The sequence below is a fragment of the Methylosinus sp. is20ea genome, from assembly GCF_059718135.1.
In genome coordinates this window covers 611,335-634,890 of the sequence record NZ_AP046088.1, presented here as the reverse complement: position 1 = coordinate 634,890, position 23,556 = coordinate 611,335, and the positions used below count along the sequence as shown (strand labels likewise).

Below are 23,556 nucleotides of genomic sequence, written 5' to 3'. Positions count from 1 at the left end.
TTCCATACCACGCAGAAAATCTGTGGTTTTTCGCCTTCCAAGGCGCGCGCATAAAAAGCCCCCCGCCGCTACTTCGACCAAGCCCCCTTCTATTGCGAGAAGGCCGCAATCGATTTCGGGGGAGCCAATCCAGCCCGAACGAAGATTGTCCGAATCCTCTCGGAAGGAGAACAGCCGAAGAAGACGCCGCAGCGCGTCGCCAATGAGTTACGGGTCTCGGCCTGGCGATCGTCCGGGAGCTGGTCAGTGTTCACGGCGGCGTCATCGCAGTGTCGAAGGCGCGCGGCGGCGGCGCGAAATTCGAGGTGACCTTTCCCACGGCGAATCGCTGTTGAGCTCGGCGGCGTCGAGCGGCTGATCGGCGGCCGAGAGTTTCATCGCGCCGGTCGGCCGCCGCCGGGGATCGGTCCGCCGCCGCCGCTCGGTCCGCCGGGAATGCCGGGGCCGATGGGGCCGCTCGGGGCCGCGGGAGTCCCGTAGCCGCGCGGTCCGTCGGGAGCGCCGAAGCCGGACGGAAAATCGACGCCGATCCCGGGGGAGGTTTCCGATCCGGCAGGGCGGCTCCTGGGGCTCGGGAGCTCCGAGCCCTCGCGCCGCGGCGCCTTGGCGGCTCCCCGGTTGCCCAGCGTCTCGCTCGCCTGGAGCGAGCGGATGGACCACGCGCCGGCAGATGTCGCATCAATGCGGACGACCGCCCGGACCACGCCTTGAAAAGCCAGATCGCGGCCGCCGCTCAGCTCCAAGCCGCTCGCTGTCTTCACTGTCGCGCCGCGACGTTCGAGATAGGTCTCCACGAGGAAATGATCCGGCCCACGCGGCAGCCAGGCGTCCGTGGCGGTCGTGGTCACGTCCAGAGCGCTGGCCGTCGCAGCGCCGCGCACCATGATTCGTTGTCCGAGCATGGCTTCCGCGACGCCCGACAGAGGCTGGGCGCCGATCGCCAGTCGTCGATCCGACGATCGCGTGACGACGCCGACGAGCTGGGCCGCGCCGGGCTCGACGATTTCGACGAGGCTCGCGACGATCGTCTGATCCGGCAGGCGCAGGCCGCTCACTGCGACATGCTGGCCGATCGAATAGGCGCTGGTCTTCTCGGTCTTCGCGCCGCGTCCGAATTCGACCGTCTGCCCGAGAACGCGCAGGCCTCGCTCCGAGATTTTTTCGATCGGCCCGACCACTTCGCGCAGAATCTGAATTTTCTTCGTCGTGAGTTTCGTCCCGTCGCGTTCGGAGATCAGCAACACTACGTGGCCGATGCGCAGATCGCCGACGCTCGCTTCGCGCCCGTCGATGCGGACCTCGGCGTCTGCCGGATAGGAAATGCGAAGCCCGTTGACGATGATGCTGCCGAACGCGCGTATCGTTCCGACGACGCCGGTTCCGCCTATGCCATTGTCGCGATCTGGAATGGCGGAGAGGTAGCCTGTTCCGCCTATGCCATTGTCTCTCGGCTTGTCCCCGGCGGCGCGGACGCGCGTCGAAACCGATGACAGCAGCGACGCCAGAAGCGCAGCGAACTGGCGTCTGGTCGGATTTTGGAACGGGCTCACGAGTGGACGCCCTTTTGTCCGCTCGCCGCCTCCTGCGGCGGTCGCTCGTCCACGCGATATACATAAACGCCGAAAGTCCAGCGCCAGCCTCCTCCTTCCTCGCTTCGCTGGAGCGTCTGAGCCTCGCGATTGGCGGCGATCAGCCCCTCCATCGCGAGCTCGCGGGACAGCGTCTCGAGCCGCCGCGCGCTGTCTTCCGAAAGCCCTTCGTAATGAACCGCGCGCTCCATGAAAGGCGCCGGCTCGCTGACGATATTGGCGGCGGCGGTCGCGATATGATCGTGGAGATTGCGGCCGAAATAATAGAGCTGGCGTTCGTCGCCCTTGTTGGGAGCGATCGCCGCCTCGCCGAGCGCGACGCGGCCGTCCTCGTCGATCGACACGATCTTGCGGTCGAGCCATTCGTCGAGAACGGCGCGCGGACGCACGTCCCGCGTCACCTCTTCGACGAGGGATTCGAAGGTCGGGCCGCGCCCTTTCGATCCGGCTCGACGCAGAGGCGCCGGAGCGCCTTTCTTGTCGGCGAATCGCCGATCGCCGAGCCATAGCGCAACGATCTGCGACGTGCGCGACACGCTGGCGGGAACGGTCCGCACCGGGGCGCCGGCCTCCCGCAGGCGGCGGACCTCCTTGCGGTGAATGCCGGTGAGCAGGCTGATGCGGCTGTCGGTCTGCTCCTTGTCGGGCAGAGCGAAGTCATGAACTGCAACATTTACATAGAGCTCGCGCAACAGATCGCAGAGCGCCGGAAAGGTCGTCCCGTAGCGAATGAGCAGCCGCACCAGCGGACGCAGCAGCCGAGCGATCGGCTGCTGGAGACGCGCGGCGTCGGAAAGCCCATTGTCGTCGCTGTCGGCCATGCCCGAAGGTAACCCGCCTGTGTGTGGGACACAATCCCACGTCCTCTTGACAGGCCGGATTTTTGTTCGCAGAGTAGGTGGGACATTTTCCCACGGCATGCGTCGTGGTCGATGTCACCCATGGATCGCGCATTCGCGAAGGCTGCCCGGCGAGATCATCGGCAGAGATCGCATTTGAACCGCGCGACAGAGCGTCACCGCCGAAGCATTCGGGACTCTTCGAGCCATGAACATGCATGCAACGCCCGATTTTCTGACCGACGGCCGATCATCCGCTCGCTCGATCGGCCTCGAGCCGCCGCAGGATGACGCGACCCGGATCGCTCTCCATCTGGCCGCCCAAATCCAAAAGGAGCATCTCGAGCTCCATCGGCAGCGCGTCGCCGGCGTCATCGATCCGGTCACCGCTCATTGCTATTTGAAGATCAAGGAATTGTTTTGGACCGCCGCCCGCCTTTTGGGACTCGCGCATCTGCATGACGGCACGCGCAAGCGCATCCCGAACCCGCCACATCCGCCGCTTCCGCTGCGCGGCGATGATCCGACATCCGCAATTCTCGCCGCCGCCGCGCCGCGCCTGTTCATCGATGTGACGCCCACGCATCGATTTGGTGGAAGCCAGGGAATTCAACGCGTCGTTCGCGAGATCGCCAAGCGATCGCTTCGCGGCGAGGGCTCGCTTCCCGTGGTGATCGAGAACGGAAGGCTCACGCCCTATTTCGAGAGTCGTGGACCGCGATCGCCGATCGAGTTCCGAAAGGGCGATATATTCGTGATTTTGGACGCGAGCTGGCTGGTGACCGATGAATATGTTCCGATCATCCGAGAGTTGAAGGCCGCGGGCGGACAGCTCGTGACCTTGATCCATGATCTCATCCCTCTGACGCAACCGCTCTGCGTCGCGGCGCCGATGACCGAACAATTCAAAACATGGTTCGAAGCCATCGTTCTCGAGAGCGATCGACTTCTGTGCGTTTCGCGAAGCGTCGCCGATGATCTCGTTTCCTATGTCTTGCGCGAGGGCGCCCGGACCGAGCCGGATCTGCGAGTCGGCTGGTGGCGACTGGGCGCGGATTTCGACGAGCAGGGCGAAAAATCGGTCTCGGCCGAGGTGATGGACATAGCGGCGGGCGAGACGCCTTTCTATTTGAGCGTCGGCACGCTCGAGCCGCGAAAGGGCTATTCGATCGCGCTCGACGCCTTCGATCTTCTATGGCGCTCGGACGTTCTCGATGCGCGCTATGTCATCGTCGGTCGGGCGGGCTGGCAGAGCGAGGCTCTGCAGCGCGACCTCAAAAGTCATCCGGAATATGGACGCCGTCTCTTCTGGCTGAACGATGCGAGCGACGCGGATCTCAGACATTGCTACGAGCGCTCCCGCGCGCTGATCTTTCCATCGATGATCGAAGGTTTCGGCCTGCCGCTCGTCGAAGCGGGCCGTCGCGGCATTCCGGTCATCGCTTCCGACATTCCGGTGTTTCATGAAATCGGGGGCGCGGATGTCCGCTATTTCGATCTTCTCGATCCGATCGATCTGGCCGCCGAAATCCTGCATCTGTCACGCGAGGCGCCGACGAGAGGCCGGTCATCCTATGTCACATGGGACGACGCGGCAGAGGCGTTTCTGGAGCTCGTATCGACCGACGCCTATCAAACGCGAATAGCCAGTCCGGCCTCTGCGCCCGGCGTCGCCGCCCATGCCTGACATATGCTGCGCCTTCGAAGCGCCGTGAGAGGAGACTTGATGAATTTCTCAGTGATCATGACGATCCAGCCGCTTCTCGAAAAGGCCACGGATATTCTCTGGATCTTGGGCAATGGGCTCGTCATCGCCGATCTCGCCGGATTCATGGTGATTCTCGGCCTGTTGATCTTCGAGATTTTTTGACGCCGCGGCTCCGATGGGGCGGCGACGACCGACGCGTCGGCGCGCGAGGCGTCATCCGGATGCGAGAGAGAAATGCGAAATTTCGAACGAAACGCGATATTCATCGACGGCGCGAATCTCGATTTGGCGGTCAATTGTCTCGGCATCGACCTCGACTACGGCCGGCTTCTGCGCTTGCTTCGCGGAAAAGCATCTTCGACCCAGGCCTTCTACTATGCCGCTGTGACGGAAGCGCAGGCCAACGGGTCGATACATCGGCTGATCGACTGGCTCGGCTGCAATGGATTTGTCGTCGTCACGAAGCAATTGGCGGAATCGGTCGATGGCTTCGGTCGCCGCAGAGTCAAAGGCAGCATTGATGTCGATCTCGCGGTCGCCGCGCTGGCGATGGCCGAGCGTGTCGACGCGATGACCTTGGTTTCGGGCAATGGCGCGTTTCGATCGCTCATCGAAGCGGTCCAGCGCAAAGGCGTGCGCGTGTCCGTCGTTTCGACGATCAGAACGCAGCCGCCGATAATCGGTGAGGAATTGCGTCGTCAAGCAGATGACTTCATCGATATCGACAGTCTCGCGGATAGAATTCGTCGCATCCCGGTCGATAAGGTCGGGTGACGAAGCGCCGGGAGCATTCGTTTCATCCTCGCGGCGTTCGGCGTGGCGATCTCGCCCGTCTTCAGCGCGCCTTCGCGTCTCCCGCAGGAAGGAAGACGGCGAGCAATCCGATCAGCGGCAGGAAGGAGCAGGCGCGATAGACGAATTCGATGCTCGTCCAATCGGCGAGCGCGCCCAGCGCCGCCGCGCCGACGCCGCTCATGCCGAATGCGAAGCCGAAGAACAGGCCGGAGACCGCGCCGATGCGGTTGGGCGTCAGCTCCTGCGCATAGACGAGGATCGCCGGAAAGGCCGACGACAGCATGAAGCCGATCACCGCGCTGAGACCGACGGTCGCCGGAAGGCCGACATAGGGCAATGCCAGAGTGAAAGGCAGAACGCCGAGAATAGAGCCCCAGATCACGCGCTTGCGGCCGAGTCGGTCGCCCACTGCTCCGCCGATGACAGTGCCCCCGGCCGAGGTGGCGAGGAAAACGAACAAATAGACTTGCGCGTCCTGTGGCGTCGTGTCGAAGCGGCTCATCAGATAGAAGACATAGTAATTGCTGAGCCCCGCCAGATAGACAAATTTCGAGAACATCAGCGCGACCAGAACGGCCAGCGCGCGGCGACGCTGCCGCGTGGAAAGGCCTGAACTCCCGTGCGGCGCGAGGCCCGACGGCGGCCTCGCGTGGCCATTGCTGCGGAACCAATGTCCGAGCGCCGTCACCACGCCCATGCCGCCGAGCGCCGCCAGCGCGAACCAGGCGAGGCTGCTCTGCCCGCGCGGCAGGATGAAGAAGGCCGCCAGCAGCGGCCCGAGCGACGCGCCGAAATTGCCGCCGACCTGGAAGAGCGATTGCGCGAGCCCATGCGCGCCTCCCGAGGCGATGCGGGCGATGCGCGCGGATTCGGGATGGAAGATGGAGGAGCCGACGCCCATCAGCATCGCCGCGGCGAGCAGAGCCGGATAGCTCGGCGCGAAGGCCAGCGCCAGCAGTCCGCACAAGGTCGAGCTCATGCCGACGACCAGCGAATAGGGTTGCGGCCGACGGTCGGTATAGAGGCCGACCAGCGGCTGCAGCAGTGAGGCTGTGATCTAATAGGTCAGGGTGAGCAGGCCGATCTGCCCGAAATCGAGATCGAACCCGCCTTTCAGCAGCGGATAGACCGCCGGCAGGAGCGATTGCATCATATCGTTCAAGAAATGGCAGAAGCTGATCGCGCCCAGCACCGGAAATTCGGGAGCGCCGGCTTCCGGCCGGTCGGCGACGGATCGACTCAAGGATATCAACCTTTCTCGCTCGGCGCGAAAGTGTTCGGCGGTCCGACCGATGCGGAGGATCGACAAGGCGGCCCTCGTCGCCGAGGGGTTCATACGAAGCAAAGCGCGGGCCGTCTACGATCGAAATGGGCCGTCTCACGTCTTCGGCCGCCGCTCGGTGGTGACTCGAGAGGTGAATCTTTCGCATACGGCTCGTATCGCCATCCGACGGAGAAACCCGTTTGTGATCTCGGCGGCGCGTGATCGCCTCGGCGCCGGGACCAGAAAACCTCGCTTGAGCGTGGCGTCGAAGCAATATATAAATACATGACATAACGAGTTGGAGGGTCGGTTGATCCACGAGGAGAGCGGATCGGATGTCCCGGTCCCTGACGGCGCGCCGAGCTCTGCGACTTCGTCGAACGAAAAAGGTTCTTCGAAGACGCGTTTCCATATCGGTCTTTCAGGCTGCGGCGGCGGGCTGGAGTCCGTTTCGACATCGCAATTGCTCGATCTCGCCGAAAAGGTCGAGGCGCTCGGCTTCGATGCGATCTGGATCAACGAGGAGCATTTCCAGGGCAGCATCATCGAGGTGGAGGGGCGACGCTGCCATTCTCCCATCGCTCTGGCCGCTGCGGTTCTGGCGCGCACGCGGCGATTGCGCGTCGGCTTCTCTGTGCTGCTGCTGGCGCTGCATCACCCGATTCGCCTCGCCGAAGAGATCGCGACGCTCGACGTTCTGTCGAATGGCCGCGTCGACTTCGGCATCTCGCGCGGCGGCAACGGGCGCTATCTCGACGCCTATGGCGTTCCGGCGGATAAGGTCAATGATCTGTTTCGCGACAATCTGGCGCTGATTCTGAAAGCCTGGAGCGACGAGAAGATCGTGATCGGCGAGAATGCGCTTTCTGTCGAGCCGAAGCCGGTCCAGCGCCCGCATCCGCCGATCTTCATGGGAACCTATACGGATGAGACCGCGTCCTGGGCGGCGCGCGAGGGTCATGCGCTCATTTGCCATGGCATCACCAGCATGGCCAATCAGCGGCGTTTGATGAAGGCCTACACAGAAGCGGGCGGCGATCCGGCCGGCGCGCCCTTCGGCCGCTTCGTCTATGTGAGCGAGACCGATGAAAGCGCGCGCGAGGAACTGTGGCCGACGATCGAGAAGCTGACCGCGCGTCTGCGTGGCTTCGGCCTGTTCAATCGCAAGGGCGTCGTCGCGGAGGCGGATCTCGAGCCCGAGAATTTCTATCGCGACATGGTCATCGTCGGCTCGCCGCAGACCTGCGCGCGCGCGATGTTCGCATTGCACGACGAGCTCGGAATCACCTATCTCAACGCGTTGAGCGCCTTTTTCGGCTTTCTGCCGCTCCCGCTGCTGGAGAAATCGCTCACGTTGCTGGCCCGTGAAGCGCGACCACTCGTCGAGGCGGGGCTTCAGTCGAGGTCGGGAACAAAAGCGACGACGCCTTTCGCATCTTCGGCGGCGAGCCTCAGCATAGGCGCGCCATAGAGCCGGCTCATCGAGTCGCGGTCGCAGACCTCTGCCGCAGCGCCTTCGGCGGCGAGCCGTCCGCTGCGTAGCAGCGCGACGCGCGCGCCGAGATTGAAGGCTTGGTCGGGCAGATGTGTCGTCATGACGACGGTCTTTCCGGCCGCCGCGAGTTTTTTCATCAGAGTCAGCACGCGCCCTTGATTTCCGAGATCGAGGCTCGATGTCGGCTCGTCCATGACGATGATCGGCGTGTCCTGCGCGACGGCGCGCGCGATCAGCGCGAGCTGCTGTTCGCCGCCGGAAATCTGCGTGAAGGGTTTCGTCCGCAGATGATCGACGCCCATGTCGATCATGGCGCGCCGCGTGATTTCATGGTCCTGCGGCGACGGCGATCCGACGCCGTCGATATGAGCGGTGCGGCCCATCAGCACCATTTGCTGCACGGTGAAGGCGAAGGCGCTGTGTCCCGCCTGCGGCACATAGCCGATGCGCTTGGCGATCTCGCGCCGGCCGAGGCCGCGCAGATCGTCGCCCACAGCGCGAACATGTCCCTGTTCCGGCGTCGCGAGACCCAGCAGGCAATGAACGAGCGTGCTCTTGCCGGCGCCATTGGGGCCGAGCAGAACCAGCAATTCGCCGGCTCGCGCTGTGAGCGAGATCGAATCGAGGACGAGCTCGCGCCCGGCTGCGCGACGGAAGCAGAGATCGACGATCTCGATGGCGGCGGTCACGACCATTGCTCGTTGCGCGTCCTCATCACGAGGAAAAGGAAGAATGGCGCGCCGATCACCGCGGTCATGACGCCGAGTGGAATTTCGATCACCGAGGCCGAGCGTGCGACATCGTCGACGCCGAGCACGAAGAGCGCGCCCAATGTCGCCGTCGCGATCATGGCGCGGCCGGGCTCCATGCCGAACAGCATTCGCGCAATATGCGGAACCAGCAGCCCGACCCATCCGATGATCCCCGCGACGCAGACCGTCGCCGCGGTCATCGCCGTCGCGCAGAGGATGACGATGGTCCTGAGCCGCGCGACATCGGCTCCGAGCGCCGCCGCCTCATGCTCGCCGAGCGCGAGCAGGCTGATGCGCCATCGCAGCGCGAACAGTGTGGCGCTGCCGAGAAGGACGGGAGCCGCAACCGTCGCTGCATCGGCGGCATTGGCCTTGGCGAGGCTTCCCATCAGCCAGAAGGTGATGGTCGCGAGCGTGTCGACCGGATCGGCGACATATTTGACGAGAGAGATCATCGCCTGAAACAGGGCCGACATCACCATGCCGCAGAGAATGAGAGTGATGAGCGAATTGCCTCTGACGCTGCTCGCGGCGAGGAAGGAGGCGGCGACGGCGGCGAGTCCGCCGATGAAGGCCGCGCCTTCGACGGCGATTGTGGGAAGATGGAACAGCAGCGCGAGCGATGCGCCGAATCCGGCGCCGGCGGAGACGCCGAGCAGCGAGGGCGAGGCCATCGGATTGCGGAACACCGTCTGATAGGCAGCCCCCGCCAGTGATAGGCCGGCGCCGACCATTACCGCGGTCGCGACGCGCGGAAGGCGAACGAGGAGCAGAATAGTCTCGGCCGTCGCGTGGCTCTGCGAGCCATCGCCGCGACCCAGAAGCGTGTCGACGATCGTCGCCAGCGCCAGCGGATAGCGGCCGATCGCGAGCGACGCCACGATCAGCGCGACAAGCGCTGCGACGAGCGCGGGCAGCGCCCAGCGTCTTTCGAGGTCAGCGGCCGGAAGAGCCCGCCAATATTTCATCGAGCTGCTCTTTGGAGAGAGAAATATGGAAGAAGTGATCGTAGAAGGATCGCATCTCGCTTTCGAGCAGCTCGCGCGAAAATGTCTCGGGATGGAGAATAGAGGCCGCCCAGAGAATGGTGAGCGGCTGCTCGATCGTCCGATTGGCCCAAAGATGCGCGCCCGCCGGCGCGACATGCACGCGCTTGTCGCGCACGGCCGCGACGTCGCGCAGCCGCGGCTCGGCCATCACCAGATCGAGCTCGCCGCGATCCGCGACGATCAGCACTTGCGGATCCCAGGCGATCAATTGCTCGAGCGAGAAGGTGACGCTCTCCTCATTGCGGCCGTCGTCGGTCAGGCTGCGGCCGCCGGCGTGGGCGATCCACCATTCGGCGATTCGGTGCGGCTGCGTGAGGCGTCGATAATTCACATAGAGCACGCGCGGGCGCTTCGACTCCGCGACGGGGCCGAGCGTCGCCGCGATCCGCGCGAGCGTGGCGTCGAAATAGCGGATATAATCCGCGGCGATGTTTTTCTGGTCGAGAATGTCGCCGAGAAGCCCCATCAGCCTTTTGACGTCGTCCGGCTCCCGCCATTTCAGCAGCACGGTCGGCAGGCCGAGGCTCCCGAGCTTGTCGGTCGCGGCGCGGTCCATCGTCAGCACGAGATCGGGCCGCAGTGCGATTATGTCCTCCACTGCGAGGCCGCTCGCCGAGCTCTGCACGATCGGGCGTTTCGCGAGATCTGGCGCGAAGACGAATTGGAATTTTCGCGTCAGCTCGCGCGGCAGCCCATTGGCGATCGACTGTTGCCGGCCGAAGGCGAAGAGGAAGCCGTTGAGAACCGGAACGGGCCCCACCGTGACGATGCGCGAGATTTTCTCCGGCAGCGTCACGCTGCGCCCGTCCATGTCGACGATCGTCCGGCCTTCGCCTGCGACGGCGGAGGCCAGCAGCGCCAGGACGAAGCAGAAGATGCGCAGGAGATGCGACGACATCGGCGTTTCTCGACCCGGCGCTTTCAGAATGACGCCGAAACGCCGGCGAAGATCGTCCGCGGCGCGCCGACATAATAAGAGGTGGTGTTCAGATTCGTCTCATTGACCGAGATCGCGCTGATATAGCGATGATCGAAGAGATTGGTCACGCCCGCCGAGACGGTCATCGGCGTCAGGCCGAGCTGGGAGCCGAATTCATAGGACGCGGTTACATCGACGAGCGCATAAGGGCTGACCGCCTGCGTATTGTCGGCGAGGCCGTAGCGCGTGCTGTTGAAGCGGAAGACGGGCGTGATCGAAAAGCCGTCGCGGTGATACGTCGCCGCAAGCTTGGCCTGATAGCGCGGCGTATAGGGCGTCTGCTTGCCGCCGATCTGCATCACGGAGGACGAGCCGGCGGCGATATTCGCCACATAGGTCTCGGCGGCGATCGTCGCGCTGCCGGTGAGCGTCAGCCAGTCCGTCGCTTTCCAATTCGCCTCGAGCTCGAAGCCACGGCCGACCGTCGCGGCGTTGCTCTGATAATAGCTCTGCCCGACGGCGGGGTCATAGACGAGCACCTCCTTCTTATGCGTCCAGAAGCCGAAGAAGGTCGGCGCGATGGTCACATCGCCGGTCTGATAGCGCAGCCCGACATCGACGGCGTCGACGGTCTCGGGACGAATTTTTCCCATCAGCGACGCGAGCGTGATCCCCTTGGCGAGGAAAGCCGCTTCCGCGCCGAGGAAGGAGCTCGCTTGCGGCCCCCAGTCGGGACGGCCGACCTTGCGAGAATAGCTGGCGCTGGCGCTCCATTCCTCGGACAGGCGATGGCGTAGGCCGAGATTGGGCAGCCATTCGTAATAGGTCTGCGACGGCGCGCCGGCGTTCGGATCCGGCGCCGGATGGAAGGCCCACACATCGTCGTAAGTGACGTCCGGAAGTCCCTTGGTGCTGAAATACTGCAGCTGCGGCGTGCTCTCTATGTGCAGGCGCAGCCCGCCGGAGATTGTCGTCGCGCCGAGCGTCTGCGTATATTGCGCATAGGGGCTCACGAATTTGTGCGTGTCGCTCGTCGCGAGCGTGGACCAGCTGGCGAAATTCAGCGTGCCGAGCGGCGTCACCGTATAGAGTTTCTGATGCAGCGGCGGCGGCTCCGGCTCCGTCGACTGGCCCCAGAAGCCGAGCGCGAAATCGGCGTCCCAGGGCAGATGCTTGCGATATTCGATCGTCCCGCCGAGATTGTAATTGCTGATCGGCCACAGGCGGACGCTCGCGCCGGAGGTCGTTTCCTGATAGCCCGTGTTGCGCCAGTAATAGGGCTTCAGGACGATCGATTGCGTGGGATCGATATGATAGGCGATCTCCGCGAAGATCGCATTGGTGACATAGCGTGTGCGATTGAAGGCGTAATAGCTGGCGTCGACGCCGGATTTTCCCGTGAGGCTCGTATTGTAGTCGAAGAAGGCCGTCGCGCCGAGATTCTGCGTCTGCACAAAAGTGAGCGGCAGATAATTATTCGCTTTCTGATCATTGTGGACGCCATAGACAGAAACCTCGAGCTGGTCGCCGAGCGACTGCGTGAGGCCGAAGGCGACATTCTTGCGCCGCGCGTCGCCCTCGCCCTTCCATTTCTCGGCGTCGGAAATCGAGCCGGAGACGAAGAAGGAGGTTCCAGTCGGCAGTCGGCCGGAGTCGATGCGCGCGAAAGTGCGGTGAAAACCGTTCGAGCCCGCGCCCTGCGAGATCGTCCCGCTCAATTTCTCCTTGGGCGGAAGGAGGTTGAGATCGAGCACGCCCGCGGCGTTGGCGAAGCCGAAGCCCTGATTGGCGGGAATGCTTCCGCGGTAGAGGTCGATGCGGCCGATGTCGTCGAGATCGAACAGATCGGCGCCGCCGACGATGCCCTGGATCGGCAATCCGTTGATGGTTCGCGCCAGAAAGAAATCCGAGACGCCGCGCACGGTGATGCTGCGATTGAAGGAGAGGCCGTATGGGTCGGCCGAATCCTCGATCACGCTCGGCAGGAGATCGAGCGCTTTGTAGGTGCTCGCCTGCGCCGGCCCGCCGAGAATCTGCATGCCCGCCCGCGTCACCGAGCTCTTGGGGGTCGGCGCAGCGTCGGTCGCAGGATCGCTCAGCGCGTCGCCGGGATGCGCGGACCGAAACGGATCATCGGAGGCTTTCGCCCGATCGGTTCGCGGAACGCTTTCGGAGCCGATGTCGATCGTCGGCAGGGCTTCGACGCCCAGGGCAGGGGAGGCGACGCAGAGAAGCGCTAGGAAGGAAACGCCATATACATGGCTTTCCGCGATACGGAACGTTTCGAGGTTTCGATTCATTTGGGCCCCTCATCCGCGGCGGCGGATATTCGTCATATAGTATCGCTATATAATTAGGATCGGCGTCTGTCCACCACCTAGCCCGAGTTGTGGGTTACGCAAAAAGCACCTGTATTTCAATAGAATGCCTAAATTCTTGGCGTATCGCTCGTAATGGCGTCGGTTTGCCAAACGTGTGGACGAATATCGATCCGTGCGCCCAATGCGTGTGATATTCACGATCGAGAGGAAGAAAATCGTAACAAAATTCCCAAGCCGTAAAAGTAGCGCGTGTGTCGCGTCGATCGCTGAAGCAGGCCCAGGATCGAGGAGGACATTTTATATTCGTCGGCGAGACGAGCGCGCTTCGGCGCTCGACCGCGCGCCGGCCGGTTTGCTGCATTGCAACAGTGCCGGACTGACGCCTTTTCGACGGGCGTTTTCGTCCGCGTTCTTCTCGATGGGGCCGAAGCGGCTCTTTATTTCGGCGCGCGCAGGCTTGCGAGCGGGCGGCGCTGGTATTTGGCGCGCACGTTCCCCCATCAGGAAAACCGAGCGCAAGCCGCTTTGGAACTTCAGGGGTTCCGCAATTTTCTGCCTCGACAACCAGCGATGCGCCCGCACCCAGAAGGCGCGGGACGGCGAATGATGGCAAACGATGAACTCGCTTCACCCTTTTTATGGTCTCGCCGAGGCCGTCTATGGCGACCCTGGCAAGCTCTCGACCCTGGCAAGCTCTCGACCCTGGCAAGCTCTCGGCCCTGTCCAGCGCAATCGGTCGGCTGCGGCGCAAGGGCGTCGAGGTCGAGACGAAGCGGAGGAGCGGCTATCGCCTCGCCGCCGGCGCGGCGTCCCGGCGCCGATCACCCGCGAGACGCCGCCACGGCTCCCCCCGACGCTGGCGCAGACGCTCGGGCCGATCCTCGCTGCAGGCCACGCGACTTCGCCCGGCGCCACGCCTTCGGCGCTATCGCCCTCCTCGCCGGCCCGAGGCCGAGCGCCGGCGCGATCGAATCCGCGCGACGGGACGATGGCGTTTACGAGCTGCGGCGCTGGCATTGCGCCAGCGAATCGGCTCACCTATTTCGAATAGCAATCGGCGACGGCCGACACAGCGAAACGCCCCGACCTCGGATGAACAGGCGGGGCGTTTTTCTTTGCCTGGGCGGTCGGGACCGAATCGCGACTTCTGGCGTTGGCTGTTCGTCCGAGTTCGCGGCCGTATATTTGACGGTTATTCGACGCTTTCGGACTATTCGATTCTAAATCATTGAAATATTTGGCGCTCCCTACCGGACTCGAACCGGTGTTTTCGCCGTGAGAGGGCGACGTCCTGGGCCACTAGACGAAGGGAGCGGACGAGCGGGTCTATAGACCGCTCTGGCCGGCCGAGCAAGAGGTTATCCGACATTCGGCCCCGCCAAATAGCGGGGCCGAAGCCGAATTTTCAGCCTTCGTAATAATCCTTCACCAGACGGTCGAGCAGCCGCACGCCCCAGCCTGAAGCCCAGCTCTGGTTGATGTCCGAGGCCGGCGATCCCATGCCCGTGCCCGCTATGTCCAGATGCGCCCAGGGCGTCTTCTCGACGAATCGCTCCAAAAATTGCGCCGCGGTGATCGAGCCCGCGTGGCGGCCGCCCGTGTTCTTCATATCGGCGAATTTCGAATCGATGAGCTTGTCGTAGACCGGTCCCATCGGCAGGCGCCAGAGCTTCTCGCCCGTCGCCTTGCCGGCCTCGAGAATCCGCCCCGCGAGCTCGTCGTTGTTGGAGAACAGGCCCGCATGCTCTTGGCCCAGCGCGACGAGAATGGCGCCGGTCAGCGTCGCGAGATCGATGATGAATGCCGGCTTGTATTTGTCCTTCACATGCCAGAGCGCGTCGGCGAGAACGAGGCGGCCCTCCGCGTCGGTGTTGATGATCTCGATCGTCTGGCCCGACAGCGAGGTGACGATGTCGCCCGGCCGCTGCGCCTCTCCCGAGGGCATGTTCTCGACGAGGCCGAGCACGCCGATGACATTGGCCTTGGCCTTGCGCGTGGCGAGCGCATGGAGAAGTCCGGTCACGGCCGCGGCGCCGGCCATGTCGCCCTTCATATCCTCCATGCTGGCGGCCGGCTTGATGGAAATGCCGCCGGTGTCGAAGCAGACGCCCTTGCCGACGAAGGCGATGGGCTGCGCGCCGGGGGCGCCGCCGTTCCAGCGCAAAATGACGACGCGGCTCGCATGGACCGAGCCCTGGCCGACGCCGAGCAGCGCCCGGAAGCCGAGCGCCTGCAGCGCGGGAACATCCAGAATCTCCACTTCCACGCCGAGATCGGCGAGCTTGGCGGCGCGGCGGGCGAACTCCTCGGGAAAGAGCACATTGGCGGGCTCGTTGACGAGATCGCGGGCGATGACGACGCCCTCGGCGAGGCCCAGCGACTGCGCGATCGCGCCGCGGGCGGCGTCCGGATCGGCGATGGCGACGGCGATGTCGCTCGCGCCCTCGCGCTCGGACTCGTCTTTCTTCTTCTTGGTGCGGTAGAGATCGAATTTATAGGCGCGCAGCTCTGCGCCCAGCGCGAGCTGGGCGGCCGCCGCGGAAGAATCGGCCGGGGCCTCGGGCGGATCGAACACCACGAGCGCGTTCTGGCCCTGGCCGAGCTTGGCCGCCGTCTGGCCGCCGAGCCCGAGGAAGTCGTCGAAGGGCTCGCTCTTCTCGGCGGAATCGCTCTCCGAGGCGGCGCCGACGCCGAGGACGAGGAGGCGGCCGACCGAAGGAAGTCCCTGAGGGGCGTAGAGATCGAGCGACGTTCCGCGCTTGCCGGTGAATTTCGCCGCTGCGGCGGCGCGGGTCAGCTGGGGCAGGGCGTCTTTCAGGATCGTCTCGGATTCGGAGCCGAAGCGGAGCTTGGCGCCGGCGAGGACGATGAGGACGAGAGGTCTACCGCCGTCCTCCGGAGCCGTCGCGAGGCGCCGCTCCGCCTCGCCGAAAGACACTGCTTCGATTTTCACATAGGCGGACATTTCTGAACCTCTCATAGGGAAAACAGGCGCTTGCCGCGGTTGCGCGGAGACGTTGACGCACTATCGTCCCGCCGCCGCGAAGGGTCAACGCTCGAGGTGGGCGGTAGAGTGTTTCGTAACTGGCGCTTCGCCCAGGAAAAGCCTCGAGCCCAGGTCAGTTTCTATCCATCCGGGCGGACCCTGGCGCCGGCCTCGGCTTGCGCCGCGCCGACGGAGCGTCTAGCCAAGCGGCTCGGAAATTGGCGCGTCGCCGGAAGGCGGCGCATGGGGAGGGGCGGCGACAGGCGATGGCGATCGATTCTGCGCGACATTTGCCGCCGTCGTTCCGCCGCGCGAGGTCCGCATGATCGGAGCCACGATCACGCGCTATCTCGCCGCGCGCTTCGCCAAGACGATCCTGGCGATCTTCGTCACCATGTTCTGTCTCATGTTCGTCGTCTATTTCGTGGAGCTGCTGCGGCGCGCCGGCGACATTCCGCAGGCGGGCGCCGGCACGGTGGCGTGGATGACGCTGCTGCGCGTCCCGGCGACGGCGGAGATGATTCTCCCCTTCGCCGTGCTGTTCGGCTCCATGGCGACCTTCGTCGATCTGACCCGCAAGCTCGAGCTCGTCGTCGCGCGCGCCTCGGGCATGTCGGTCTGGCAGTTCCTGCTGCCGCCGGCGCTGGTCGCGGGAATGATCGGGATCGTCTCGGTCACGCTCTATAATCCGGTCTCGGCGCTCATGAAGATGCGCTCGGATCAAATGGAGCTCGATCTCTTCGGGGTCGAAGGCAGTGTGCGCATCGACCATGGCAAATGGTTCCGCCTCAACGGCGTCGACGGCCAGGCGATCATGCATGCGGTCAATGTGCGGGCGGGCGGCCTCGCGCTCGATGGGATCAGCGTCAATGTCTATCAGAAGGACGGCGTCTTCCTCGAGCGCGTCGAGGCGGCGCGGGCGCGGCTGCTCGCGGGCGTCTTCGTGCTCGAGGACGCCCGCGTCAGCGCGCCGGGCGAGGAATCACGCGCCGTCGGCTCCTATCTACTGGCGACCGATTTGACCCCCGAGCAGCTCGCCTCGGCGGCGACGCCGCCGCAGGGCGCGCCCTTCTGGGACCTGCCGCGGCTCGGCGACAGCAGCCGCGACGCCGGCCTCGATCCGACCGGCTATACGCTGCAGTTTCAGACGCTTCTGGCGCGGCCGCTGCTGCTTGTCGCCATGGTTCTCGTGGCCGCTTCCTTTTCATTAAGATTCTTTCGATTCGGCGGAATCGCGCGGACCATTTCGGGTGGCGTCGTGTCGGGCTTCGTGCTTTATATCGGCTCGAAAATCTTTTCCGATCTGGGCGGCGCAGGCGTCATCAGCCCGCTGGTCGCTGCTTGGTCGCCTGCTCTCGTCGGAAGCATGTTGGGTGCGCTCGCTCTATTGCATTCGGAGGACGGCTGATGGGTCGCCGCTCTCGCGAAACTAGGCTGGAGCCGGCGCTCGTCCGCTCCGGCCCCGCGTCTTCGCGCATCGCGTTCAAGCTCTTTCCGGGCTTGCTCTTTGCGGGCGTGCTTCTTCCTGTCCTGGCGGCGCTCATCGCCGCGGCGCCCGTCGCCGCGCGCGCGCAGCCGCTCGCCGCTCCGCCGCCCGAGAGCGCGCAGCGCATGGTGGTGGAGGCCAAGGAGCTCGCCTATGACGAGCGCCGCAATGTGGTCACCGCGCGGGGCGCGGTGCAGATCTATTACAAGGGCCGGGTGCTGGAGGCGGATCGCGTCATCTATGACCGCAACACGCAGCGCGTCTTCGCCGAGGGCCACGCCAAGCTGACGGAGAAGGACGGAACGGTCGCCTACGCCGATCGCTTCGACTTCACCGACGACTTCAAGAACGGCTTCATCGACAGCCTGCAGGTCGAGAGCGCCGAAAGCACCCATTTCACCGCGCCCCGCGCGGAGCGAACGGGCGAGGTCATGACCTTCGAGCAGGGCTCCTATACGGCCTGCGACGCCTGCCAGGACGATCCGAGCAAGCCGCGGCTGTGGATGGTCCACGCCAAGCGAATCATCCACGACAATGACGAGAAGGTGATCTACTACGAGGACGCCTCGCTCGAGCTGTTCGGGACGCCGATCGCCTATTTGCCCTATTTCTGGTCGGCCGACCCTTCGGTGAAGCGCAAGTCGGGCTTCCTCAACCCGCAGCTGACCTATCGCCAGCAGCTCGGCCTCGGCATTGGCGTGCCCTATTATTGGGCGCTCGCGCCCGATTACGACCTCACCATCACGCCGACAGGCTTCACGCGGCAGGGGCCCTTCCTCGCGGCGGAATTCCGCCACCGGCTCGAGAACGGCTCCTATATCATTCGCGCCGAGGGCACGCATGTCAGCGACCCCAGCGCCTTCACCATCGCGCCCTATGGCGCGCGCAACGAGCGTTGGCGCGGCTCGGTCTATTCGAATGGCGAGTTCGCGATCAACGACTATTGGCGCTTCGGCTGGGACGTCACCGTGCTCAGCGATCGCTATTTCCTGCAGGACTATAAGCAATACAACAGCTTCCTACAGAACTACTTCTTCCGCGAGGCGTCCTCGACCGTCTATCTGACCGGGCAGGGACCGCGGAGCTATTTCGATCTGCGCGGCTACTACTTCCAAGGTCTGTCGGCGAATGACGTGCAGGCGCAGCAGCCGGTCGTGCATCCTCTGCTCGACTATAATCGCGCTTTCGACGTCGATCCCGCCAAGACCTTCGGCATAGGCGGCGAGATCACGCTGGACGCCAATTTCACCAGCACCTCGGCGAGCATCGCCAATTACGAGTCGATCCAGCCGCGCACGCTCGATTCGCTCTATGGCCTCTACAATGTCTGCCAGCTCTACTCGCCCTCCGCCGACCCTTATAAGAGCGGCTGTCTGCTGCGCGGCATCGGCGGCGACTATCAGCATGCGACGGCGATGGCCTCCTGGCGGCGCCGGATCATCGATCCGCTCGGCGGCGCATGGACGCCCTTCGCCTTCACGCGCGTGACGGGCTCCTATCTCAACTACGACACGACCAATTCCTACGCCGCCTACAACAGCATGGGTCAGCCGATCCCCAATTCCGCGCAGTCGCTGTTCGTCAATGGCGCGGACAGCGTGTTTCGCGGGCAGGCGACGCCGGGCGGCGGCGTCGAATGGCGCTATCCCATCCTCGCCCGCAGCAATCTCGGCGATCTCGTCGTCGAGCCGATCGCCCAGTTGGTGGTGCGGCCGAACCAATCGTCGATCCCCTCGCTCGTCAATATGGACGCGCAGAGCCTCGTCTTCGACGATTCGAATCTGTTCGAATGGAGCAAATATTCCGGCTACGATCGTTTCGAGACCGGCACGCGCGTCAATTACGGCGGCCAGGGCACGCTGACCTTCGCCAATGGCGGCTTCGTCAACGCGCTCGTCGGCCAATCGCGGCAGCTGGCCGGCAAGAACGGCTATTCCACCGCCGACGCGGCCAATGTGGGCCTCTCCTCCGGCCTCGACACGCGCACCTCGGACTGGGTCGGACGGCTCGCCGTCGCGCCCTCGTCCTTCTTCAGCATCGTCGGCAAGGGGCGTTTCGATCCGGACGGATTGCGCGGCCGCCGCATCGACGTCATCGCCTCGCTCAAGCTCGATCCGCTCACGGTCAATCTGCAATACGCCAATTACGCGTCACAGCCGGTCATCGGCTTCGACCAGCGCCGCCAGGGCCTGTCTGTGAACGGCCGCTACGATATCACCAAGAATTATTTCCTCACCGGCTCCGCCACCTTCGACATGAGCCGCTATCTCTATAATTCCTTGACCATATCTCCGGCGACCAATATCACGCTGACCGGCAGCACCATCACGGGATCGGCTCCTTTGTTCTCGGTCGCCGCGCTGGGCCTCGGGGGCGGCTACAAGGACGAGTGCACCACTTTTTCGATCAATTATTCGTCGGTCTTCCAAGGGAACACCTCGACCGGGCTCTCGCGGAACCAGACGATCATGGTGTCGTTGCAATTGCGCACGCTGGGCGACGCCAAGTTCAACTATGGGCTCGGCTCGCTCCAACTCAACGATGGCGTGCGCACACAGCCCTGACGAGCGAACGTCGCCGCGACGTTCCGAACCCTTCGAGGAGATCCCCATGCGGCTCGCCCAATTTTTTGACGCAAGCGCTCTGGCCCGCGCCACGGTCGCCGCGGTCGTCGGCCTCGCCGCCGTCGTCGCGCCGCTGCGCGCGCAGACCGCGGTCCCGCAAAAGGCCGAGATCGAGAAGATCGTCCACGACTATTTGATCGCCAATCCGGAAGTGATTCGCGACGCGATCGACGAGCTCGATCGCCGCCAGAAGGTCGCCGAGGCCGATTCCCGGCAGAAGGCCGTGACTCAGAGCGCCGACCGGCTGTTCAATTCGCCCAATCAGGCGGTGATCGGCAATCCGTCGGGCGACGTTACTCTGGTCGAGTTTTTCGACTATAACTGCGGCTATTGCAAACGCGCGCTGGACGATGTCGCCAAGCTGATCGACGGCGACCCCAAGCTTCGCGTCGTGCTGAAGGATTTCCCCGTGCTCGGCGCGGGCTCGGTCGAGGCGGCCGAGATCGCGACCGCGCTGCGCCTGCAGTTCAAGCCGGACAAATTCTACGAGTTCCACCGCAAGCTGCTCAATACGCGCGGCTCGGTCGGCAAGGCCCAGGCGATCGCCGTCGCCAAGGAGCTCGGCGCCGATACGGCCAAGCTCGAGAAAGACGCCAAGAGCCCCGAGGTCAAGGCCTCGATCAAAGAGGTCATGGAGCTCGCCGACAGCCTCAGCCTGAGCGGCACCCCCTCCTGGGTGATGGGCAAAGAGGTCATCGTGGGCGCGGTCGGCTATCAGCCGCTGAAAGCCAAGATCGACAGCACGCGAAAATGCGGCAAGACGGTCTGCTGATTGCGGCAACTCGGTCTGCTGACGGAGGCGGGGCTTCCTTCGCGGCGACAATGAGGCTAGAAGGGGCCCGCCGGCGCGGCGCGCGCCCTTCGTCCAGGACCCTTTATGCCCGCCGTCCATGTTCTAAACGGTCCAAATCTCAATCTGCTCGGGACGCGCGAGCCCGACATTTACGGCCGCGTCACCCTTGCCGATATCGAGGCGCGGCTGGCCGAGATTTGCGCCGCCCGCGGGATCGAGCTCGTGTTTCGGCAATCCAACCACGAGGGCGACCTCGTGGACTGGATTCAAGAGGCGGGCAAAGCGGGCGCGCCGGTGATACTCAACGCCGGCGCCTTCACCCATACGTCAATCGCGCTCCACGACGCCATCAAGGGCTCGGGGGCGACGGTCGTCGAAGTGCATCTCTCCAATGTGCATGCGCGGGAGAGTTTTCGGCGTCACTCCTTCATCGCGCCCGTGGCCCGCGGCGTCATCGCCGGTTTCGGGGCCGATTCTTACGTTCTGGCGCTGAACGCTTTGTTCGATCGAGAAGAAAGAAAGACCTGAGCAATCATGGCGCGCAAAGTTCAAACTCGTCGCCCCTCCACCCCCGCCGCGAAGCCGAAAGCCGCCGCCAGAGCCGCTGGCGTCGACACCGATCTGCTGCGTGAGATTGCGCGTCTGCTCGGCGAGAGCGATCTGACCGAGATCGAGGTCCAGAAGGGCGATCTGCGCATTCGCGCCGCGCGCATGCCGGCCGCGCCGCCCGCTCATGCGACGATCGCGCTGCCGGCCTATGCGCCGCCGCCGGTCGCTCCGCTGGCGCCCGCTGCGCGGCTCGCGGCGCCTGTTCCCGCTCCGGTCGAGCACGCCGACGCGCTGAAATCGCCCATGGTCGGCACCGCCTATCTGCGGCCGAGCCCGGACGCCAAGCCCTTCGTCGAGGTCGGCGCGCGCGTCACCGCCGGCGACAAGCTGCTGCTCATCGAGGCGATGAAGACCTTCAACGACATTGTCGCGCCGAAGGGCGGCGTGGTGACGGCGATATTGGTCGAAGACGGACAGCCGGTCGAGTATGGCGAACCGCTCCTCGTGATCGAATAAAGCGGGGCGCGCATGTTCGACAAGATTCTCATCGCCAATCGCGGCGAAATCGCGCTTCGCATTCTGCGCGCCGCCAAGGAGCTCGGCATCGCCACCGTCGCCGTGCATTCGACGGCCGACGCCGACGCCATGCATGTGAAGCTGGCCGACGAATCGGTCTGCATTGGGCCGCCGCCGGCGCGCGAATCCTATCTCAACATTCCGGCGCTGCTCTCGGCCTGCGAGATCACCGGCGCCGACGCCGTGCATCCGGGCTATGGCTTTCTCTCGGAGAACGCCCGTTTCGCCGAGATCGTCTCCGAGCACGGCCTCACCTTCATCGGTCCGAAGGCCGAGCATATTCGCCTGATGGGCGACAAGATCGAGGCCAAGGCGACGGCGCGCCGCCTCGGCATCCCCTGCGTGCCGGGCTCCGACGGTCCGATCACCGACGACAAAGAGGGCGCCAAGGTCGCCGCGAAGATCGGCTATCCGGTGTTGGTGAAGGCGGCCTCCGGCGGCGGCGGCCGTGGCATGAAGGTCGCACGCAGCGAGGCCGAGCTCCATTCCGCTCTTTCGACGGCGCGCGCCGAAGCGAAGGCCGCCTTCGGCGACGACACCGTCTATCTCGAGAAATATCTCGACAAGCCGCGCCATATCGAGATCCAGGTGTTCGGCGACGGCAAGGGGCAGGCGATTCATCTCGGCGAGCGCGACTGCTCGCTGCAGCGCCGCCATCAGAAAGTGTGGGAGGAGAGCCCCTCGCCCGCCCTCAATGACGAGCAGCGCGGCGAGATCGGCGAAATCTGCGCCAAGGCGATGCGCGACCTGCACTACGCCGGCGCCGGCACCGTCGAGTTTCTCTATGAGAACGGCTCCTTCTACTTCATCGAGATGAACACGCGCATCCAGGTCGAGCATCCGGTGACGGAGGCGGTGACCGGCGTCGACCTCGTCAGCGAGCAGATCCGCGTCGCGGCGGGGTCGCCTCTGTCGCTGCGGCAGGAGGAGATCTGGTTCTGGGGCCATGCGATCGAGTGCCGCGTGAACGCCGAGCATCCCTCGAGCTTTCGGCCTTCGCCGGGGCGCATCGCCTATTATCATCCGCCGGGCGGCGTCGGCGTGCGCGTCGATTCCTCGGCCTATCAGGGCTATACGATCCCGCCCAATTACGATTCGCTGATCGGCAAGCTCATCGTCCACGGCCGCAACCGCACCGAGGCGCTGATGCGCCTGCGTCGCTCGCTGGACGAGTTCATCATCGACGGCGTCGACACCACCCTGCCGCTGTTCCGCACATTGGTGCGCAACGCCGACGTGCAGAACGGCGTCTATGACATCCACTGGCTCGAGCATTTTCTGGCGACGGGCGGCATCGATCCGAGCTTCTGAGCGGCGCCGCTCAGCGCGGCGCGCGGCGGCCGGGCAGGGCGCAGACGGCGGTGAGCGCAGCCTGCAGCTCTGCGTTCGCCGCGGCTCGCGCCGCCGCGAGCAGGAGGCGCCATTGGCCGCCTTCCGACCATCTCAGAAACTGCCGATAGACCGAACTCCAATTGCCGAACTCCGGCGGCAGGTCTCGCCAGGCGGCGCCGGTCCGCGCGATCCAGAGCACCCCGTCTATGACGCGGCGATGGTCGCGCGGCGGTCGTCCGCGCTTTGCGCCCGTCTCGATGACGAAGCGCGTGCAGAGCGCCCATTCGTCCTCGTCTAGCCGGCCGTCGATCACATTGGTCTCCGCACGCCGTCGTGGGCGCTATCGGCCACGCCGAAGGCTGTGCGCAGCGTCGCTCGCGGCCGGGGGCGCGCTCCCGATGCGATCGTCGAAACTGGCCATGCGTTCCCCCGAACCCCTTCGACTCAACGTCGAGAACGCCGCATCCCGTCCTATATCG

20 protein-coding genes, 1 tRNA gene and 1 pseudogene are annotated in these 23,556 nt (G+C 64.6%); 12 read left to right on the top strand and 10 right to left on the bottom strand.

Annotation, left to right across the window (positions count from 1 at the left end; translation table 11 throughout):
* Window positions 1-221: 221 nt before the first annotated feature.
* Window positions 222-335 carry a hypothetical protein gene (locus tag AC6IY7_RS02800; protein WP_497782766.1) on the top strand — a complete coding sequence of 38 codons (114 nt, stop codon included), beginning with the start codon at window positions 222-224 and terminating at the stop codon, window positions 333-335.
* 39 nt (window positions 336-374) lie between these two features.
* On the opposite strand, the gene AC6IY7_RS02795 is transcribed toward AC6IY7_RS02800, so the two are convergent.
* Both AC6IY7_RS02795 and AC6IY7_RS02790 read right to left on the bottom strand, forming a co-directional pair.
* Entirely contained in the window at window positions 375-1,550 is a 1,176-nt protein-coding gene (locus AC6IY7_RS02795; RefSeq protein ID WP_497781493.1) for a DUF5666 domain-containing protein, read from the bottom strand.
* Window positions 1,547-2,410, bottom strand: a complete 864-nt coding sequence (locus AC6IY7_RS02790; protein WP_497781492.1) for a DUF6502 family protein — start codon at window positions 2,408-2,410, stop codon at window positions 1,547-1,549. The genes AC6IY7_RS02795 and AC6IY7_RS02790 overlap by 4 nt, the downstream gene beginning before the upstream one ends.
* A gap of 226 nt (window positions 2,411-2,636) precedes the next feature.
* Here AC6IY7_RS02790 and AC6IY7_RS02785 point away from each other — a divergent pair, with 226 nt between their 5' ends.
* The 3 genes from AC6IY7_RS02785 (at window position 2,637) to AC6IY7_RS02775 (ending at window position 4,910) form a co-directional block, all read left to right on the top strand.
* Window positions 2,637-4,115, top strand: a complete 1,479-nt coding sequence (locus tag AC6IY7_RS02785) for a glycosyltransferase family 4 protein (protein ID WP_497781491.1) — start codon at window positions 2,637-2,639, stop codon at window positions 4,113-4,115.
* A 39-nt stretch (window positions 4,116-4,154) separates the two neighbouring features.
* On the top strand, window positions 4,155-4,298 hold the full coding sequence (locus AC6IY7_RS02780) for a hypothetical protein (protein ID WP_497781490.1): 144 nt from the start codon (window positions 4,155-4,157) through the stop codon (window positions 4,296-4,298).
* Between the two features lie 123 nt (window positions 4,299-4,421).
* On the top strand, window positions 4,422-4,910 hold the full coding sequence (locus AC6IY7_RS02775) for a LabA-like NYN domain-containing protein (RefSeq protein WP_497781489.1): 489 nt from the start codon (window positions 4,422-4,424) through the stop codon (window positions 4,908-4,910).
* Between the two features lie 61 nt (window positions 4,911-4,971).
* Here the strand turns inward: AC6IY7_RS02775 and AC6IY7_RS02770 are convergent.
* Window positions 4,972-6,174, bottom strand: a pseudogene (locus AC6IY7_RS02770) (MFS transporter).
* A gap of 484 nt (window positions 6,175-6,658) precedes the next feature.
* Between AC6IY7_RS02770 and AC6IY7_RS02765 the strand changes: the two are divergent.
* Window positions 6,659-7,666, top strand: a complete 1,008-nt coding sequence (locus AC6IY7_RS02765) for an LLM class flavin-dependent oxidoreductase (RefSeq protein ID WP_497781488.1) — start codon at window positions 6,659-6,661, stop codon at window positions 7,664-7,666.
* Here AC6IY7_RS02765 and AC6IY7_RS02760 read toward each other — a convergent pair.
* Genes AC6IY7_RS02760 through AC6IY7_RS02745 form a run of 4 tightly spaced genes read right to left on the bottom strand, consistent with a single transcriptional unit; the run spans window position 7,591 to window position 12,710 of the window.
* Window positions 7,591-8,379, bottom strand: a complete 789-nt coding sequence (locus tag AC6IY7_RS02760) for an ABC transporter ATP-binding protein (RefSeq protein ID WP_497781487.1) — start codon at window positions 8,377-8,379, stop codon at window positions 7,591-7,593. The genes AC6IY7_RS02765 and AC6IY7_RS02760 overlap by 76 nt on opposite strands.
* The gene (locus AC6IY7_RS02755; protein WP_497781486.1) at window positions 8,376-9,410 is read right to left on the bottom strand and encodes a FecCD family ABC transporter permease; all 1,035 of its coding nucleotides are present in this window, start codon (window positions 9,408-9,410) and stop codon (window positions 8,376-8,378) included. Before AC6IY7_RS02755 ends, AC6IY7_RS02760 begins: the two co-directional genes overlap by 4 nt.
* The gene (locus AC6IY7_RS02750) at window positions 9,379-10,389 is read right to left on the bottom strand and encodes an ABC transporter substrate-binding protein (protein WP_497781485.1); all 1,011 of its coding nucleotides are present in this window, start codon (window positions 10,387-10,389) and stop codon (window positions 9,379-9,381) included. The genes AC6IY7_RS02755 and AC6IY7_RS02750 overlap by 32 nt, the downstream gene beginning before the upstream one ends.
* Before the next feature lie 23 nt (window positions 10,390-10,412).
* Window positions 10,413-12,710: a TonB-dependent receptor gene (locus AC6IY7_RS02745; protein WP_497781484.1), complete on the bottom strand. Its 2,298-nt coding sequence runs from the start codon at window positions 12,708-12,710 to the stop codon at window positions 10,413-10,415.
* Window positions 12,711-12,912: 202 nt separating this feature from the next.
* Here AC6IY7_RS02745 and AC6IY7_RS02740 point away from each other — a divergent pair, with 202 nt between their 5' ends.
* A complete protein-coding gene (locus AC6IY7_RS02740; RefSeq protein WP_497781483.1) occupies window positions 12,913-13,338 on the top strand; it encodes a hypothetical protein in 426 nt (141 codons plus the stop codon).
* 631 nt (window positions 13,339-13,969) lie between these two features.
* Here the strand turns inward: AC6IY7_RS02740 and AC6IY7_RS02735 are convergent.
* Together AC6IY7_RS02735 and AC6IY7_RS02730 are read right to left on the bottom strand one after the other, a co-directional pair.
* Window positions 13,970-14,045 (bottom strand) — tRNA-Glu (locus tag AC6IY7_RS02735).
* A gap of 91 nt (window positions 14,046-14,136) precedes the next feature.
* The gene (locus AC6IY7_RS02730) at window positions 14,137-15,696 is read right to left on the bottom strand and encodes a leucyl aminopeptidase (protein WP_497781482.1); all 1,560 of its coding nucleotides are present in this window, start codon (window positions 15,694-15,696) and stop codon (window positions 14,137-14,139) included.
* Between the two features lie 343 nt (window positions 15,697-16,039).
* Here AC6IY7_RS02730 and lptG point away from each other — a divergent pair, with 343 nt between their 5' ends.
* The 6 genes from lptG to accC all read left to right on the top strand — a co-directional run bounded on the left by lptG (window position 16,040) and on the right by accC (window position 23,056).
* Entirely contained in the window at window positions 16,040-17,125 is a 1,086-nt protein-coding gene (gene lptG / locus AC6IY7_RS02725) for an LPS export ABC transporter permease LptG (RefSeq protein WP_497781481.1), read from the top strand.
* The gene (locus AC6IY7_RS02720; protein WP_497781480.1) at window positions 17,125-19,767 is read left to right on the top strand and encodes an LPS-assembly protein LptD; all 2,643 of its coding nucleotides are present in this window, start codon (window positions 17,125-17,127) and stop codon (window positions 19,765-19,767) included. Before lptG ends, AC6IY7_RS02720 begins: the two co-directional genes overlap by 1 nt.
* A gap of 46 nt (window positions 19,768-19,813) precedes the next feature.
* Window positions 19,814-20,599, top strand: a complete 786-nt coding sequence (locus AC6IY7_RS02715; RefSeq protein ID WP_497781479.1) for a DsbA family protein — start codon at window positions 19,814-19,816, stop codon at window positions 20,597-20,599.
* A gap of 105 nt (window positions 20,600-20,704) precedes the next feature.
* Window positions 20,705-21,148: a type II 3-dehydroquinate dehydratase gene (gene aroQ, locus AC6IY7_RS02710; RefSeq protein WP_497781478.1), complete on the top strand. Its 444-nt coding sequence runs from the start codon at window positions 20,705-20,707 to the stop codon at window positions 21,146-21,148.
* Between the two features lie 6 nt (window positions 21,149-21,154).
* Window positions 21,155-21,685, top strand: a complete 531-nt coding sequence (gene accB / locus AC6IY7_RS02705) for an acetyl-CoA carboxylase biotin carboxyl carrier protein (RefSeq protein ID WP_497781477.1) — start codon at window positions 21,155-21,157, stop codon at window positions 21,683-21,685.
* Between the two features lie 12 nt (window positions 21,686-21,697).
* Window positions 21,698-23,056 (top strand): acetyl-CoA carboxylase biotin carboxylase subunit, encoded by a 1,359-nt coding sequence (accC, locus tag AC6IY7_RS02700; RefSeq protein WP_497781476.1) that lies wholly within the window; start codon window positions 21,698-21,700, stop codon window positions 23,054-23,056.
* A 10-nt stretch (window positions 23,057-23,066) separates the two neighbouring features.
* Here the strand turns inward: accC and AC6IY7_RS02695 are convergent, their stop codons facing one another.
* A complete protein-coding gene (locus tag AC6IY7_RS02695) occupies window positions 23,067-23,390 on the bottom strand; it encodes a transposase (protein ID WP_497781475.1) in 324 nt (107 codons plus the stop codon).
* Window positions 23,391-23,556: the final 166 nt, after the last annotated feature.